We start from the raw sequence: 15,726 nt of genomic DNA on the forward strand, positions 1-15,726 counted from the left end.
CAATGGTGCAGGCGTACAGGGCGGACACCGAGAACGCCGGTGCGGGTCCGCAGCCGGTCTCCCCTTTCCGGGCCATGCGCCGAAAACTGGTCTCCGACCCGGGGATCTGGCGGCGGGGCGTCCTTCTGGCCCTCTGCTCGGTCCTCCTGACCGTCGTGCTGGTCCTGCACTCGGACATCCCGAACACCATCGGCAACACGGGCAGTCTCATCGAGACCTTCCTGCCCTGGTTCGGCGTCCTCATCCCGGTGCTGCTGATCCTCGGACTGGTACGGCGCTCCGCGACGGCGGTGGTCGCCCTCGTCCTGCCGGTCGCCGTATGGCTGAACCTCTTCGGCGGCCTGCTGTTCGCCGACAAGTCGGGTACCGGCGGGGACTTCACCGTCGCCACGCACAACGTCAACGCCGGCAACCTCGATCCCGCGGGAACGGCCCGGCAGGTCGCCGGCTCCGGCGCGGACATCCTGGCCCTCCAGGAACTGCCCAGCGGCAAGGTGGAGGCGTACGAGGACGCCCTCGCCGGCCACTATCCGCACCACTCCGTGCAGGGCACCGTGGGCCTGTGGAGCAAGTACCCGGTGACCGACTCCAGCCCCGTGGACATCAAGCTGGGCTGGACCCGCGCGATGAGCGCCACGGTCACCACCCCCGAGGGCCCGGTCAAGGTGTACGTCGCCCACCTCCCCTCGGTGCGGGTCAAGCTGAACGCGGGCTTCACCGCCAACCAGCGGGACGACAGCGCGGATGCCCTGGGCGAGGCGATCACCGACGAACCCATGGAGCGGGTCGTCCTGCTCGGCGACCTGAACGGCACGATGAACGACCGCTCGCTGAACGCGGTCACCGCCCAGATGCGTTCCACCCAGGGAGCGGCGGGCGACGGCTTCGGCTTCAGCTGGCCCGCGTCCTTCCCGATGGCGCGGATCGACCAGATCATGGTGCGGGGCGTCGAACCCCTCGCGTCCTGGACCCTCCCCGCCACGGCCAGCGACCACCTCCCGATCGCGGCCCGCGTGCAATGGTGAGCGCAGCCCCTCCGGCAGGCGGTACGCTCGCGGCCATGTCCAGCCCCGAGTCCGACAGAGTCGGGCCGCCGGTTCGCCGGTGGCCGGTCATCGACGCAGAGAGCCTCTGACCCCAGCGGTCGACGGCCCTCCGCGTCGCGCCGTCGGCCACCGCCGGATCCTCGGCGGCGGTGCGGGCCGACTTCCCCGTCCGTGACGAACACCGGGCATTCCACCGCGTCGCCGTCCTCGCGCTCCCGCGTGAGGACGGGCGCGGCCCGCATCCCCCCTGCACACCGCTCGTTCCTCCGACGGTTCCGTACAAGGGGTCCCCTTCTCATGCCATTCGCTGTCCACATGCTCGGGCTGGCCGTCTTCGCCCAGGGCACTTCGGAGTTCATGCTGTCCGGCCTGCTCTCGAACATCGCCGGTGACCTGCACGTCTCACTCGGCGCCGCCGGGTTGCTGACCTCGGCCTTCGCGGTCGGGATGGTGATCGGCGCGCCGCTCACCGCTCTGGCCGGCCGCACCTGGCCCCGGCGCGGGGCCCTGCTGCTCTTCCTCGGCGTCTTCGGCGCCGTCCACGTCGTCGGCGCGCTGACCTCCAGCTACGGCGTGCTGCTCGCCACCCGGGTCGTCGGGGCGCTGGCCAACGCCGGCTTCTGGGCGGTGGCGCTGGTCACCGCACTGGCCATGGTCGCCCCGCACCAGCGGGCGCGGGCCACCGCCGTGGTCGTCGGCGGGGTCACCCTCGCGTGTGTCGTGGGCGTTCCGGCGGGGGCGGCACTCGGTGAACTCTGGGGCTGGCGCTCGGCGTTCTGGGCCGTCGCCCTGGTGTCCGTACCGGCGGCGGTCGCGCTGCTGGTCGCCGTGCCCGGCGGCAGGCCCGACGCACCGAAGGTCAGCGCCAGGAGTGAACTGCGCGCCCTGGCCCGGCCCCGGCTGCTGCTCACCCTGATGGTGATGGCGCTCGTACAGGGCGCGACCTTCTGCACGTTCTCCTACCTGGAACCGCTGGTCACCCGGGTCACCGGCTTCGGCGCGGGGTGGGTGCCCCTGGTGCTAGCGCTGTTCGGCGTCGGATCGTTCGCGGGTGTCACCCTGGCCGGACGGCTGGCCGACGCCCGCCCGGACGCGGTCGCCGGGATCGGCATGGCCGCGCTGGCCCTGGGCTGGGCCGCCCTCGCCCTGACCGCCGCGCACCCGGCCGCGGCCCTCGCACTGGTGCTGCTCCAGGGCGCGCTGGCCTTCGGTACGGGGACGACACTCATCACCCGGGTCTTCCACCTGGCCCCCGACGCCCCCACCCTGGCGGGCTCCTTCGCGACGGCCGCCTTCAACGTCGGTGCCGCGGCCGGACCTTGGCTGGGCGGCCTGGCCCTCGGCGCCGGCCTCGGCTTCCGCGCCCCGGTCTGGGTGAGCGCCCTGCTGATGTGCGCGGCACTCGTGGGTACGGGAGCGCTGGCGCTGTCGTCGGGCGGCGTGCCCGCGGTGCGCTCAGCGACGCGCGTACCCACCGAGTGACGCCCAGATCACACCCCGGCGCAACGGCATGTTCACGTCCGGGCATAAAACGTCTGAGAGACTTTGTTCCGACGGGGTACATAACCCGTCCCGGCAACGAAGCCGACGCTCCCGCACTCACCACCGCCACCCGGACCCCGTACGGTCCGGGCGGCCCCTGCCCGAAAGGTCCTCCCCATGCCCCTGGCCCTGCTCGCCCTCGCTGTGAGCGCCTTCGGCATCGGCACCACCGAGTTCGTGATGATGGGCCTGCTGCCCAACGTCGCGGACGATCTGGGAACGTCCGTGCCCACCGCCGGTTACCTCGTCTCGGCGTACGCGATCGGCGTCGTCGTCGGTGCCCCGCTGCTCACCGGCCTCGGCTCCAGGATCCCGCGCAAGCGGATGCTCCTGCTGCTGATGGCCGTCTTCACCGTCGGCAACCTCGCCTCCGCCTTCGCCCCCGACTTCGGCTGGCTGCTGGCCGGCCGCTTCCTGGCCGGACTCCCGCACGGCGCGTTCTTCGGTGTCGGCGCCGTCGTCGCCGCACGCCTCGTGCCGGACGGCCGCCAGGCCCGCGCCGTCGCCACGATGTTCCTCGGCCTGACCGTGGCCAACATCGTCGGCGTACCGGCGGCCACCCTGCTGGGACAGCACCTCGGCTGGCGCGCCACGTTCATGGTCGTCGCGGTGATCGGGCTGGGCGCGATGGCCGCCCTCGCCCGGCTCGTACCGCAGATCCCCGTCGAGGCGCACCAGAACGTACGCCGTGAACTGAGCGCGCTCGGCAACCGGCAGGTCATCCTCGGCCTGCTCACCGCCGTCCTCGGCTTCGCGGGTGTCTTCGCCGTCTACTCCTACCTCTCCTCCATGACGACCGAGGCGATGGGCTTCGGCGAGTCCTCGGTGACGCTCGTCCTGGCGCTCTTCGGCATCGGGATGACACTCGGCGCGCTGGCGGCGGGACCGCTGACCGACCGGGCGCTGCGCCCCACCCTCTACGGGTCGCTGGGGGCCCTGGCCGTCGTCCTGGTGGTCTTCCCCTTCACGGTCCATGTCCACTGGGCGGCACTGGTCATGGTGGTGCTGCTCGGCGGCATCGGCTTCATGACGACCACACCGCTCCAGATGCTCGTGATGAACGCGGCCAAGGACGCCCCCACGCTGGCGTCCGCCTCCAACCACTCCGCCTTCAACCTCGCCAACGCGGGCGGCGCCTGGCTCGGCGGGGTCGCCATCGCTGCAGGATGGGGCTGGACGTCCCCGGCCCTGGTCGGCGCGGTGCTGGCCGTGGCCGGACTCGCCGTGGCGGTCACGGCGGGCGTCCTGGACCGTACCCCGGCCGCCTCCCGCGTCGTGGCGTCCGGTGTCCGGGCGGAGACACGGGAGTACGCGGAGGCACGCTCCTCCTCGGACGCCTGAGCCGTAAGGCCCGACGGTCTGCGGATCACGACGACGGGCCGGTGGGGGCGCGCGACGCGCGCCCCCACCGGCCCGTCCTCTCAGGTCGTCGTCGACGGCCTCTCGCGGAGGGCGTCGACGACGGCACGCTCCAGGACCGCCGACACGCCGATCAGGGCGCCCTTCTTGCCCATGGAGGTGTCCCTGATGAGGTAGCTCCGGTCGCCCAGGTACTCCAGGGTGGCCGGGTCGAAGATCCAGGCGGTGCGCCAACCGGCCGACGTGTTGTCGCGGGCCACCCCGACCCCGTGCCGGCCGGCTGCGTCCACCGCGTCGGGGTCCACGGTCACGCCGGGGATCCTCGCCGCGGCCTTGTAGAGGGCGGCCGCTGTCTTCGGCGGCATCACCGTCTCCCGCAGGAGCTCGCCGATGGTGTCGAAGGCGTCCTGCGCCTGGTCCCGGTCCTCGGCCGGGGTGTCGCGCGCGTCCTGGTCCCGGGTGATCTCGGTGGTGAGGCGCCGGAGCAGGGCGTCGGGGTCGGTGGGCAGCGAGGCCAGCCAGGCGTACGTCGGGCGGTTGAGGCCCGCCGGGTAGCCGACGGGGGTCTCGCCGTCCGGGACGCCGACGACGAGCGGGACGTACGAGCCGTCCTGGTGGATCAGGCCCTCGTCGATCACCGGTCCCGCCTTCTGCGTCATCCAGACCTCGCGCTCGCCGGGCTCGGTCATTCTCACCGGGCCGCCGAATTCCCCCTCGTTCCCGGACTCCAGTGTCCTGACGTACACGAACTGGTCACCGGTGACCGTCCGTTCGACGCTCCTCCCGGCGGCCAGGGCGATCCGGTCGAGCAGCACCGCCGCGCCGCTCGGGGCCGTGACCCGGGACTCCTCACCCGCGGCGGACGGTGCCGGGGCGCTGTCCTGGCCGGTCACGGCGAGCGTGGTCAGCAGCACCCCGCCCAGGGCCAGTCCGGCGGCGGGCAGCAGCACGGCGGGCCGCAGGAGGCGGGGGCGGGGGCGCGCGGTGGCACGGTCGCCGTCCTGGTCGATCAGACGCATCAGGGTGTCCTTGTGGCGGAGATGACGGCCCGGGGGCAGGTCCCGTTCGGCCGGGGCCGGCAACAGCCGGGCCAGTTCCTCGTGTTCGGCCCGCTCGGAGCCGGAGGTGCGGTCGTTCATCGGGCTTCCTCCTGGATGGGCAGGGCCACGAACGCGGCCCCGCTCCCTACCTCTCCGCGACCGGGGCGGGGTTCCCGTCCCGACCGGACCTCTTCTCCCCGCCGTGCCACTCGCGCAGGCCTCTCCGGCTCCCGGCCGAGCTCCTCGTCGGTGAGCCGGCGGAGCCGGGTGCGGGCACGGGACAGCCGTGACCGCACGGTGCCCACCGGGACTCCCAGGGCCTCGGCCGCCTCGGCGTAGTCCAGCCCGGACCAGACGCAGAGGACCAGCACCTCGCGTTCCTGGCGGCGGAGCCCGCCCAGCGCCCGCCGGACAGCGGCGAGCCGCCGCGCGTCGTCGACACGACCTGCCGTGGCGTCCGCGATGTCAGCCACCGGTTCGGGGGCGGGGCGGCGGGCCAGGAAGGCCAGGCGCCGCCCGGTACCCCGGTTGGCGTTGCGCGCCTTGTTCGTGGCGATCCCCAGCAGCCACGGCCGCAGCGAGTCGCCCTCGGGCTCGACGGAACGCCGGGTGCGCCAGGCCGCCAGGAAGGTGTCGGACAGCACTTCCTCGGCCGTCGCCCAGTTGCCCGTCAGGCGGTAGGCGTGGTTGTAGACCGCCCGCGCGTACTCCTCGTAGAGGGCGGCGAACGCCTCGCGGTCGCCCGCCCTGATCCGTGCACGCATCCGGCCCCGGTCTTCCTGTTCGTCACAGCTCACACCACCTACCTCTCCGGCCGGTCCGAGGGGTTCCGGTGACCTGTGCCACACCGCGGGCCGCACGCGACAGCTCCCGGGACGCCGAGGCGTCCGGGGCGCTGTCCTCTCCGGGCGTCAGGACTCGTTCGACTCCCGCCACCGGTTGGTGATCGGCAGACGGCGGTCCTTGCCGAAGCCCTTCGGCGAGATCTTCGTGCCCGGCGGGTACTGCCGGCGCTTGTACTCCGCCGTGTCGACCATCCGCAGGGTCTTCGTCACCAGAGCGTCGTCGAAGCCCGCCGCCACGATCGCGTCCCGGCCCTGGTCCCGGTCGACGTACAGCTCCAGGATGCGGTCCAGCACGTCGTAGTCCGGCAGCGAGTCCGTGTCCACCTGGTCCGGGCGCAGTTCGGCGCTCGGCGGCTTGGTGATGGACGCCTCCGGAATGGGCGGGGTCTGCCCGCGCTCCTCTGCGGCGCGGTTGCGCCACTTCGCGAGGCGGAACACCGACGTCTTGTACACGTCCTTGATCGGCCCGTACGCGCCGACGGAGTCCCCGTACAGCGTGGAGTAGCCCACCGCCAGCTCGGACTTGTTGCCCGGCGCGAGCACGATCTGGCCCTCCTGGTTGGAGAGGGCCATCAGCATCGTGCCGCGCAGCCGCGACTGGAGGTTCTCCTCCGCCAGGCCGGTGAGCCCCAGGGAGTCCATGTACGCGTCGAACATCGGCTCGATCGGGACGGTGCGGAAGTTCAGTCCCGTACGCCGGGCCAGTTCCGCCGCGTCGCCCTTGGAGTGCTCCGACGAGTACTTGGACGGCATCGAGACGCCGTACACGTTCGCGGCGCCCAGCGCGTCGCAGGCGATCGCCGCGACCAGCGCCGAGTCGATACCGCCCGAGAGCCCGATCAGCACACTGCTGAAACCGTTCTTCGCGGCGTACGCGCGCAGGCCCACGACCAGCGCCGAGTACAGCTCCTCGTCGTCGTCCAGCCGCTCGGCGTATCCGCCGGCCAGCTCGGGCTCGTAGGCCGGGAGCGGTTCCTCGCTCAGGACCACGTGGTCGATCCGCAGCCCGTCGTCGACGACCCCGGACGGCGCCTCGGCCGTGGCGGCGGGCAGGTCCAGGTCGAGGATCACGGTGCCCTCGGCGAACTGCGGCGCGCGCGCGACGACGTCGCCGTCCTTGCCGACGACGATGGAGTCCCCGTCGAATACCAGCTCGTCCTGGCCGCCGATCATCGCCAGGTAGGCCGTCGTGCAGCCGGCCTCCCGCGCCCGCCTGCGCACCAGCTCCAGCCGGGTGTCGTCCTTGTCCCGCTCGTACGGAGAGGCGTTGATCGACAGCAGCAGACCGGCTCCGGCGGTACGCGCGGCCGGGACGCGGCCGCCGTCCTGCCACAGGTCCTCGCAGATCGCGAGCGCCACATCGATGCCGTGCACCCGCACGACGGGCATCGAGTCGCCCGGCACGAAGTACCGGAACTCGTCGAAGACGCCGTAGTTGGGCAGGTGGTGCTTGGCGAAGTTCAGCGCGACCCGTCCGCGGTGCAGCACCGCGGCGGCGTTGCGCGGGGACCCGGCGGGCTGCCCGTAGCGGACCGCGGCGTGTTCCGAGCGGTCGAGATAGCCGACGACGACCGGCAGTTCCCCGAAGCCCTCGTCGGCGAGGCGGACGGCGAGCGCGCGCAGCGCCTTCCGTGAGGCCTCGACGAAGGACGACCGCAGGGCCAGGTCCTCGACGGGATAGCCGGTCAGCACCATCTCGGGGAAGGCCACCAGGTGGGCGCCCTGCTCGGCGGCGTGCCGGGTCCAGTGGAGGATCGACTCGGAATTGCCGGCGAGGTCTCCGACGGTCGCGTCGATCTGATTGAGTGCGAGACGTAGTTGAGGCACACGGCCAGTGTAATCGTCTGACTGACGCTATGTCCTGGCGTATCCCCGTCCGGAAGCCGCGGGCCGGGTCCGGACCGGGGTACGCCGGGGGGTCAGCGCAGGTAGCCGAGGACCGTCATCATCCCCGCTTCTGCGTGGTAGACGTTGTGGCAGTGCAGCATCCACAGCCCCGGGTTGTCGGCGTCGAAGTCCACCGTCAGCGAGCGTCCGGGCAGCAGCGCGGCTGTGTCCTTGCGCGCGCCGAGAGCCGTACCGGCCAGGGCGAACGTGTGGCCGTGCAGATGGATCGGATGCCACATCGAGGTGCGGTTGGTGAACACCAGCCGCACACGCTCCCCGGCCTTGACGGGATGCCGGCCCGCCGGGTCGTAGGGCTTCCCGTCGAAGGCCCAGTCGTACGCGTCCATGGAGCCCGTGAGCGTCATCCGCACGGTGCGGTCGGGCGTGCGCTCCGTGAGGGCCACCGCCTCGTCCGGTGCCAGCCGGTCGGCCGTGAGCAGCTCGCCGTCCAGCTCCGTGGGCCGCGCCGTGGCAGGCGGGATCTCTCCCGACCCCGTCTTCAGCACGGCCAGCGCCGAAGCCTCCTTGCCCTCGGCGAGAGCGGTCAGCGGGAACACCCCGTCCCCGGCGGTCACCAGTACGTCGTACCGCTCGCCCATCGCCAGCAGCAGGGCGTCGGTCTCGGTGTGCCGCACCGGGAAGCCGTCCGTGTGCGTCACCGTCATCCGGTGACCCCCGAGCGCCAGCCGGAACGCGGTGTCGCCGCCGGCGTTGACGACGCGCAGCCGGATGCGGTCGCCGGGTGCGGCCTCGAAGACCGAAGGGTCGCTCGCCCTCCGGCCGTTGACCAGGTAGTGCGGATAGGCGACGTCGCCGGCGTGGCCGCCGAGCAGATCGCTGCTCGCGCCCACCAGGAGCCGTGAGGGGGCGTCGCCGTCGCCGGCGTGACGTGCCGCACCGTGGCCGCCGGCGTCGCCTGTGCGCCGCGCCGCACCGTGGCCGCCGGCGTCATGGGCCGAGCCCCGTCCCCTGGTGAGCTCGTCGAAGACCGCTTCGGGGGTGGAGCCGTCCACCCCGTCGAGCCAGTCGTCGAGGACGACGATCCACTCCTTGTCGTAGCCGAGCGGCTCCTTCGGGTCCTCGACGATCAGCGGCGCGTACAGCCCCCGGTCGATCTGGACACCCGAGTGCGGGTGGATCCAGTGGGTCCCGGGGCGGCTGACCGCGAACCGGTAGGTGAAGTCGGCGCCCGCCTTGACCGCCTGCTGCGTCAGCGCCGGCACGCCGTCCATGTCGTTGCGCAGGGAGAGACCGTGCCAGTGCATCGTGGTGGCCTGCGGCAGATGGTTGGCCAGGGCGAGCTCGAGGGTTTCGCCCGCCGTGACCCGGATCGCCTCACCCGGCAGGCGGTCGCCGTAGGCCCAGCTGGGCACGGTGAGGCCGCCGCCCAGTTCCAGGCGGGAGACGGTGGCGGTGAGCGAGACCTTCCGCACGGGGCCGGCGCCCCGACGGGCCTCGGCGTCCACCACCTCCGGTCCGTCGGGTGTCACGTACTGGTCGGCGGCTCGCGCGGGGGAGGGGGCGGGTGCGCGTCGGGGAGCGCCGTGGGTCGGGACGGCGGCGGCCTGCGCGGCGAGTGCCGCTGATCCGGCCAGGGCGACACCGGCGCCGAGCACGGCGCGGCGCGTGTGCATTTCAGACATATTGCGCACCGTACCCCTGTCGGGTATAGGGGTACGGTGCGACACCCGAGGGCCTTCCCGACACCCGGGGGCACGGGCCGGACACCTCGTGCCGGGGAGCCCGGCCGGCAGGGCGGGGGGCGGTGTGGGCGGTGCGGGGCGCCGGGGAAGGTGGTGCGGTCGTGCGTGCGGCCGTCAGGCGTGCGAGTAGACCTTCTCCGCCCAGCCCGCGACCTGTTCGTCCGAGAGGTGGAGCGCCAGGTCGGCCTCGCTGATCATGCCGATCAGCTTCTTGTCCTCGACCACCGGGAGCCGGCGGATCCGATGGCTCTGCATCGTCTCCAGCACCGCGTCGACATCCGACGTCGACTCGATCCAGCGCGGAGTGCCGTCGCAGAGCTCATCCGTCGTCACCGTCGACGGATCGTGCCCCGCCGCCACGCACTTGATCACGATGTCCCGGTCGGTGATGATCCCGACCATCCGGTCCTGTTCGCCGCCGGCGGAGACGGGGAGAGCCCCCACCTTGTGCTCCCGCATCATCTGCGCGGCACGGTCGAGGGTCTCGTGGGCGGGGATCCAGTGGGCCCCGGTGTGCATGATGTCCTTGGCCGTGGTCATGGGTTGCCTCCTGCGTGCCGATGGGCACTGCGCTACGGCCCCGAGTCCTTCCATCGTGCCGGGACCGCCCGGCGCACGCGAGTGCTGTCACTCGTTCGGGCGTACGCCGGGTCGGTTCCGCGATCAGGGGCGGGGTGCGGCTCCGCGCGCCGCCAGCATGTCGGCCATCAGGTCGAGCTCGGACTGCTGGGCCTCGACCATTCCCTGGGCCAACCGCTTCTCCACGGGCACGGCACACCGCTCGGCGCAACCCCGGGCCATCGCGACGCCGCCCTCGTGGTGGTCGGTCATCAGCTGCAGGAAGAGGATCTCGGCCTGCTTGCCACGGGCCCCGCGGAGCTCGGCCAGCTCGGTCCTGGTGGCCATGCCGGGCATCAGGGCTCCGTCGCGGTCCATCTCGGCCGTGCCGTCCATGTTCTCGGCGCCCCCGGCGCCCTTCATGTCGTGCATGGCGTGGCCGCTGTGCGCGTCCTTTGGCATCCACGCCATCGGACCCTGCCCCTCGGGTGCCGTCTTCGGCAGCTCCCACAGGTCGAGCCAGCCGAGCAGCATGCCGCGCTGGTTGGCCTGTGTGTGGGCGATGTCGTACGCGAGGCGCCGTACGTCCTCGTCGTCGGTCACGTCCCGCACCACGAACGCCATCTCCACGGCCTGCTGATGGTGGACGGCCATGTCCCGCGCGAACCCGGCGTCGGCCGAGTCCGCGGCGGGCGTGAGGGGCGCGGACGCGGCTGCGTCCCCCCGCGCGGAGGCGACCGTCGCCGCCCCCGCGAACAGCACCGCGAGGGCCACCGCGGACCCCACGGCCCACCGCGCACGCCGGCTCAGCGCGGCGCTCACCCGTCGACCCCGCCGGTGCAGGGCGCGCCCGGCTCGGGAGTCTGCGCGCCCTGGACGTACTTCGCGAGGAACCGGGCCACCCGCGGGTCGTCGGCGCTGTCCACGGTGACCTGCTTGCCCCAGGCGCTGAGCATGATCGCCCCGGCCTGTCCCTCGTACGGGGACATCAGGGTGTAGGGGGTGCTCCTGACGCGCGACGCGAGCGCCTCGACGTCCTTCCCCGAGGCCTTCGCGTTGTGCGTGACCCAGACCGCACCGTGCTCCAGGGCGTGCACGGCGTTGACGTTCGGGACGGCCTTCTCGTATACGACGCCGTCGCAGTTCAGCCACGCCGGATTGTGGTTCCCGCCGACCGGCGGCTCCATGGGATACGTCACCTCCGTGGTGACGTGGTCACGGGTCAGCTTCTTCGCGTCCCACGACTTCTCGTCCGCGATCGGCTCGGCGGCGAGCTTCTTCTTGTCCTGCTCGGTCTGCTTGGCGTCCTGTGCCTGGCTCTCCTCCGTCCTCTCCTTCGCCTCGGACTTCTCCAGGAGCATGTACGAGCCGAATCCGAGCAGGCCGGCGACCACTGCGGCGCTCAGGCCTATGGCGAGGACCTTGTTGCGGCGGTCGCGCGCACGGTCGGCACTGCGCATGTGCTCTATGCGGGTCCTGCGGTCGAAGCTCATGACGTCGGGTCCTTCTGCCAGGTGTCGGGAGGGACGGGAGCGGAGCGGGGAGAACATGGTCGGGGCAGGCCGTGACGCGGTGGCTGCGGCCCTTGCACACCATGGGCGCCGATCGTAGTGGGTGGCCGCGTGCTCTCTCTCACACCGAGTGCGTAATCTGGGTGAAATCCCGGGTCGCGATACTGAGGTGTCCCCCTACCCCGGGCGGTGGTGCACGGACCGTCTGAACTGCAAGGATGTGGCTATGGACAAGCAGCAGGAATTCGTCCTCAGGACGCTTGAGGAGCGCGACATCCGCTTCGTACGGCTGTGGTTCACCGACGTTCTCGGTTACCTCAAGTCCGTCGCCGTGGCCCCGGCCGAGCTCGAGCAGGCCTTCGACGAGGGCATCGGCTTCGACGGCTCGGCCATCGAGGGCTTCGCCCGTGTATACGAATCGGACATGATCGCGAAGCCGGACCCCGGCACGTTCCAGATCCTCCCGTGGCGCGCGGAGGCACCGGGGACGGCGCGGATGTTCTGCGACATCCTGATGCCGGACGGTTCGCCCTCCTTCGCGGACCCGCGGTTCGTCCTCAAGCGCATCCTCGCGAAGACCTCCGACCTGGGCTTCACCTTCTACACCCACCCGGAGATCGAGTTCTTCCTGCTGAAGAACAAGCCGGTCGACGGCAGCCGCCCCACCCCGGCCGACAGCTCCGGCTATTTCGACCACACTCCGCAGAACGTCGGCATGGACTTCCGCCGCCAGGCGATCACCATGCTCGAGTCGATGGGGATCTCGGTCGAGTTCAGCCACCACGAGGGCGCCCCCGGCCAGCAGGAGATCGACCTGCGGTACGCGGACGCGCTCTCCACCGCCGACAACATCATGACCTTCCGTCTCGTCATGAAGCAGGTCGCGCTGGAACAGGGCGTGCAGGCCACCTTCATGCCGAAGCCCTTCTCGGAGTACCCGGGCTCGGGCATGCACACCCACCTCTCCCTCTTCGAGGGCGACCGCAACGCCTTCTACGAGTCGGGTGCCGAGTACCAGCTCTCCAAGGTCGGCCGGTCCTTCATCGCGGGCCTGCTCAAGCACGCCGCGGAGATCTCCGCCGTGACCAACCAGTGGGTCAACTCCTACAAGCGCATCTGGGGCGGCTCCAGCCGCTCCGCCGGCGCCGGCGGCGAGGCACCCTCGTACATCTGCTGGGGCCACAACAACCGCTCGGCCCTGATCCGCGTCCCGATGTACAAGCCCGGCAAGACCGGTTCGGCCCGAGTCGAGGTGCGCTCCATCGACTCCGGCGCCAACCCCTACCTGACGTACGCGGTGCTGCTCGCCGCGGGCCTCAAGGGCATCGAGGAGGGCTACGAACTCCCGGCCGGCGCCGACGACGACGTCTGGGCCCTCTCCGACTCGGAACGCCGCGCGATGGGCATCGAGCCGCTCCCGCAGAACCTGGGCGAGGCGATCTCGCTGATGGAGAAGAGCGAACTGGTCGCCGAGACGCTGGGCGAGCACGTCTTCGACTTCTTCCTGCGCAACAAGAAGCAGGAGTGGGAGGAGTACCGCAGCGAGGTCACGGCCTTCGAGCTGAAGAACCTGCTGCCGGTGCTGTGACCGCACCTTCGGCGAGAGGGCCCGCAGCCACCGGCTGCGGGCCCTCTCGCCGTCCGGGCCGTCCTCGGGCCGTCGGGTGGAACGGACGGGCGGGCGGCCTGCTGGCGGCGGGCGCGTGGGACGCGGCCACGGCAGCCGCCTGCCTCGCCGCCGCGCGAGGGGCTACCGGCCGGTGGCCCCTCGCACGGCCCTGGACCCGGTCGGCTGACCGCCCGGCCGGCGGAGCGCCGCACCCGGGGGGTCCGTCACTCGCCCCGGGCGGTCCGGGTGACGTCCGGGGCCGCGTCGGCTGCCGACGTCCGCGCGGGGTGCACCTCCGGCCGGGCAGTGTGGCGGGTGGTGATGGCCGGGGCGAGGAAGACCGCCACGGCGACGAACGCGAGGACGACGATCATGGCTGAGCGCAGCCCGTAGTGGTCGCCGAGGAAGCCGAGGCCGGGTGGACCGACGAGGAACGCGATGTAGCCGATCATCGCCACCAGGCTGACGCGCGCCGCCGAGTCGGGGCCCGAGTCGCCGGCCGCCGACAGTGCCACGGGGAAGCCGAGCGATGCCCCCAGGCCCCAGAACAGCACTGCGGCGCCCGCGAACACGGGGGAGTCGGCGAAGATGACGAGCGTGAGTCCGAGCGCGGCGGACAGGGCGCTCGCCCGGACGACGGGCGCGCGGCCGAAGCGGTCGATGAAGAAGGCGCCGCAGAAGCGGCCGATCGTCATGGCGGCGGCGAATCCCGCGTAGACGGCGGATCCGAGGGCGGGGTCCACACCGTGGCCGTCGACCATGAGCAGGGGAAGCCAGTCGTTGGCGGCGCCCTCCGCCAGGGCCATGGCGAGGATGATGCCGCCGATCAGCAGCAGCTGCTTGTCCTTCCACACCGCGCTCCGGGCCGGCGCGGAGCCGCCGTCGGCCGACCCGGGCCCCTTGGTCCTGCCGACCGCGGGAGGAACGGCGCGGATGGCGTACACGAACATCCCGGCGGTGATCACGGCCGTCGCGGTCAGGTGCCACTGCACCGGGAACTCGGTCGCGGTGAGCAGGATGCCGACGGCGGCTCCCACCACCGTGCCGAGGCTGAAGAAGCCGTGCAGGGTGGGCAGTACGGTCCCCCCGACGAGCTGCTCCACCTCGGCGCCGTCGATGTTGACCGCGACCTCACCGCCGCCCATCCCGGCACCGAAGAGGAACAGCCCCGCGGTGACGGTGGGCGCGGACCCGAGCATCGCCCCGAAGCCGACGACCACCATGCTGACGATGACCAGAGCCACCCCCACCCCCATGACCGGCCTGGTGCCGAACCGTGCCACCAGCGCCCCGGAGATCAGGATGCCGAGCATCGACCCGACGGACAGACCGAACAGGACGAGCCCCATCTCGGCCGTGGAAGCGCCCAGTTGATCCCTGATGTCGGGGGTCCGCGTCACCCACGACGAGATCGACAGTCCGGGGATGAGGAAGAAGAGGAACAACGCCGTCCGGCGGCGACGGGTGGACAGGTCCATCAGGCACGTCTTTCACGAGGATGCGACGGGGTGGACGTCACCCCGGGCTCAGCATGTACGAACGTACACTCCTGGATCGGGCAGCGGAAGTGCGTACCGCGAGACGGGGGCGGTCGTAGTGACGGGCCGCGCGGGCGCGGTTCCCGCAGGACGGCTTGCACCACTCCTGTCGGCCACGGCCCTTCACGAAGTACCGGACGCGGCACGGTGATGTGGCGGCCCGTGGGTGCCCCCGAGGTCCCTCACGGATAACGTGAGGCAACCGTTGGAGGGGGAAGCATGACCGTGTTGCTCGCACAGATCAGCGATCTGCACCTGGACGGCAGTGAGAGGGCGGCCCGGCGCGCCGAACGCGTCATGGACCACCTGCGGGCCCTTCCCCGCCCCGTTGACGCCGTACTGGTGACCGGGGACATCGCGGACCACGGGACGGAGGCGGAGTACGAGGAGGCGGCGCGGATCCTGGCCGCCCCCTTCCCGGTTCTCCCGTGCCCAGGGAACCACGACGCGCGGCCCGCCTACCGGACGGCGCTGCTGGGGGAGGAGTCCGGGACCGGACCCGTCAACCGGGTGCACCACATCGCGGGCGTGGCGATCCTGATGTGCGATTCCACGATCCCCGGACGCGACGAGGGACGCCTCGACGAGGAGACCCTCGCCTGGATGGACACCACCCTCGCGGAACTCCCCCGTGGAGCCCGGGCCCTGATCGCCTTTCACCAGCCGCCCCTCGAGCTCCACCACCCGCTGCCCGACTCCTGCATGCTCGAGAGCCCCGGCGACCTGGAGACCCTGCTCGACGCGCACCCGCAGGTCGCCGCCGTCCTCACGGGGCACGCCCACACCGCGGCGGCCACCACCTTCGCGGGGCGCCCTCTGATCGTGGGTCCGGCGACCACCTGGACGCTGCGGATGCCCTGGGAGGGTGACCTCGCGGCCGACCGCGACCAGCCTCCCGGACTCGCCTTCCACGTCCTGGACGACGACGGGCGGCTGACCACCCACTACCGGGTCGTGAGCTGAGGGACCGGAGCGGCGGGGACGGCCATCCGGCCTGGCACAGGCCGGTGTAGAGGCGAACGGTCTCGGGTAGTGTGACCCCTCCCGAGACCGGGACCGACCCAGGAGGTGAGACCCATTACCGCTTC

At 71.9% G+C, this 15,726-nt stretch carries 13 protein-coding genes and 1 pseudogene; 5 read left to right on the forward strand and 9 right to left on the reverse strand.

Annotated features, from left to right (window positions below):
* Positions 1–74: 74 nt before the first annotated feature.
* From LWJ43_RS24085 to LWJ43_RS24095, 3 genes are all read left to right on the forward strand, one after another.
* Entirely contained in the window at positions 75–1,025 is a 951-nt protein-coding gene (locus LWJ43_RS24085) for an endonuclease/exonuclease/phosphatase family protein (protein WP_462100958.1), read from the forward strand.
* A 318-nt stretch (positions 1,026–1,343) separates the two neighbouring features.
* Positions 1,344–2,528, forward strand: a complete 1,185-nt coding sequence (locus LWJ43_RS24090; RefSeq protein WP_277334297.1) for a Cmx/CmrA family chloramphenicol efflux MFS transporter — start codon at positions 1,344–1,346, stop codon at positions 2,526–2,528.
* 177 nt (positions 2,529–2,705) lie between these two features.
* Positions 2,706–3,929 carry an MFS transporter gene (locus LWJ43_RS24095; protein WP_277334298.1) on the forward strand — a complete coding sequence of 408 codons (1,224 nt, stop codon included), beginning with the start codon at positions 2,706–2,708 and terminating at the stop codon, positions 3,927–3,929.
* Positions 3,930–4,009: 80 nt separating this feature from the next.
* Here the strand turns inward: LWJ43_RS24095 and LWJ43_RS24100 are convergent, their stop codons facing one another.
* The 7 genes from LWJ43_RS24100 to LWJ43_RS24130 form a co-directional block, all read right to left on the reverse strand.
* Positions 4,010–5,086 (reverse strand): CU044_5270 family protein, encoded by a 1,077-nt coding sequence (locus LWJ43_RS24100; protein WP_277334299.1) that lies wholly within the window; start codon positions 5,084–5,086, stop codon positions 4,010–4,012.
* Complete coding sequence (locus LWJ43_RS24105) at positions 5,083–5,751, reverse strand: RNA polymerase sigma factor (protein WP_277334300.1); 669 nt, start codon at positions 5,749–5,751, stop codon at positions 5,083–5,085. Before LWJ43_RS24105 ends, LWJ43_RS24100 begins: the two co-directional genes overlap by 4 nt.
* Positions 5,752–5,898: 147 nt before the next feature.
* On the reverse strand, positions 5,899–7,659 hold the full coding sequence (locus tag LWJ43_RS24110) for an NAD+ synthase (RefSeq protein ID WP_277334301.1): 1,761 nt from the start codon (positions 7,657–7,659) through the stop codon (positions 5,899–5,901).
* Between the two features lie 92 nt (positions 7,660–7,751).
* Positions 7,752–9,362 carry a multicopper oxidase family protein gene (locus LWJ43_RS24115; protein ID WP_277334302.1) on the reverse strand — a complete coding sequence of 537 codons (1,611 nt, stop codon included), beginning with the start codon at positions 9,360–9,362 and terminating at the stop codon, positions 7,752–7,754.
* Between the two features lie 174 nt (positions 9,363–9,536).
* Complete coding sequence (locus tag LWJ43_RS24120) at positions 9,537–9,962, reverse strand: CBS domain-containing protein (RefSeq protein ID WP_277334303.1); 426 nt, start codon at positions 9,960–9,962, stop codon at positions 9,537–9,539.
* A 123-nt stretch (positions 9,963–10,085) separates the two neighbouring features.
* A complete protein-coding gene (locus tag LWJ43_RS24125) occupies positions 10,086–10,802 on the reverse strand; it encodes a DUF305 domain-containing protein (RefSeq protein ID WP_277334304.1) in 717 nt (238 codons plus the stop codon).
* Complete coding sequence (locus tag LWJ43_RS24130) at positions 10,799–11,473, reverse strand: DUF3105 domain-containing protein (RefSeq protein ID WP_277334305.1); 675 nt, start codon at positions 11,471–11,473, stop codon at positions 10,799–10,801. The genes LWJ43_RS24125 and LWJ43_RS24130 overlap by 4 nt, the downstream gene beginning before the upstream one ends.
* A 244-nt stretch (positions 11,474–11,717) precedes the next feature.
* Here LWJ43_RS24130 and glnA point away from each other — a divergent pair, with 244 nt between their 5' ends.
* Positions 11,718–13,079 (forward strand): type I glutamate--ammonia ligase, encoded by a 1,362-nt coding sequence (glnA, locus tag LWJ43_RS24135; RefSeq protein ID WP_014156604.1) that lies wholly within the window; start codon positions 11,718–11,720, stop codon positions 13,077–13,079.
* 245 nt (positions 13,080–13,324) lie between these two features.
* Here glnA and LWJ43_RS24140 read toward each other — a convergent pair whose 3' ends face one another.
* Positions 13,325–14,578, reverse strand: coding sequence for an MFS transporter (locus LWJ43_RS24140; RefSeq protein WP_277334306.1), 1,254 nt, complete (start codon positions 14,576–14,578; stop codon positions 13,325–13,327).
* Positions 14,579–14,615: 37 nt separating this feature from the next.
* Positions 14,616–14,819: pseudogene (locus LWJ43_RS24145) on the reverse strand (CGNR zinc finger domain-containing protein); the annotation flags it as partial.
* Positions 14,820–14,857: 38 nt separating this feature from the next.
* Here LWJ43_RS24145 and LWJ43_RS24150 point away from each other — a divergent pair.
* Positions 14,858–15,601: a metallophosphoesterase gene (locus LWJ43_RS24150; protein WP_277334307.1), complete on the forward strand. Its 744-nt coding sequence runs from the start codon at positions 14,858–14,860 to the stop codon at positions 15,599–15,601.
* Positions 15,602–15,726 lie beyond the last annotated feature (125 nt).

The organism is Streptomyces sp. JH34 (genome assembly GCF_029428875.1).
GTDB lineage: Bacteria > Actinomycetota > Actinomycetes > Streptomycetales > Streptomycetaceae > Streptomyces.

What these genes read in the sequence shown, in the direction of transcription:
- LWJ43_RS24085 (WP_462100958.1), top strand. Translation starts at nt 75, where the DNA reads ATGCGCCGAAAACTGGTCTCCGACCCGGGGATCTGGCGGCGGGGCGTC.
- LWJ43_RS24090 (WP_277334297.1), top strand. Translation starts at nt 1,344, where the DNA reads ATGCCATTCGCTGTCCACATGCTCGGGCTGGCCGTCTTCGCCCAGGGC.
- LWJ43_RS24095 (WP_277334298.1), top strand. Translation starts at nt 2,706, where the DNA reads ATGCCCCTGGCCCTGCTCGCCCTCGCTGTGAGCGCCTTCGGCATCGGC.
- LWJ43_RS24100 (WP_277334299.1), bottom strand. Translation starts at nt 5,086, where the DNA reads ATGAACGACCGCACCTCCGGCTCCGAGCGGGCCGAACACGAGGAACTG.
- LWJ43_RS24105 (WP_277334300.1), bottom strand. Translation starts at nt 5,751, where the DNA reads ATGCGTGCACGGATCAGGGCGGGCGACCGCGAGGCGTTCGCCGCCCTC.
- LWJ43_RS24115 (WP_277334302.1), bottom strand. Translation starts at nt 9,362, where the DNA reads ATGTCTGAAATGCACACGCGCCGCGCCGTGCTCGGCGCCGGTGTCGCC.
- LWJ43_RS24120 (WP_277334303.1), bottom strand. Translation starts at nt 9,962, where the DNA reads ATGACCACGGCCAAGGACATCATGCACACCGGGGCCCACTGGATCCCC.
- LWJ43_RS24130 (WP_277334305.1), bottom strand. Translation starts at nt 11,473, where the DNA reads ATGAGCTTCGACCGCAGGACCCGCATAGAGCACATGCGCAGTGCCGAC.
- glnA (WP_014156604.1), top strand. Translation starts at nt 11,718, where the DNA reads ATGGACAAGCAGCAGGAATTCGTCCTCAGGACGCTTGAGGAGCGCGAC.
- LWJ43_RS24140 (WP_277334306.1), bottom strand. Translation starts at nt 14,578, where the DNA reads ATGGACCTGTCCACCCGTCGCCGCCGGACGGCGTTGTTCCTCTTCTTC.
- LWJ43_RS24150 (WP_277334307.1), top strand. Translation starts at nt 14,858, where the DNA reads ATGACCGTGTTGCTCGCACAGATCAGCGATCTGCACCTGGACGGCAGT.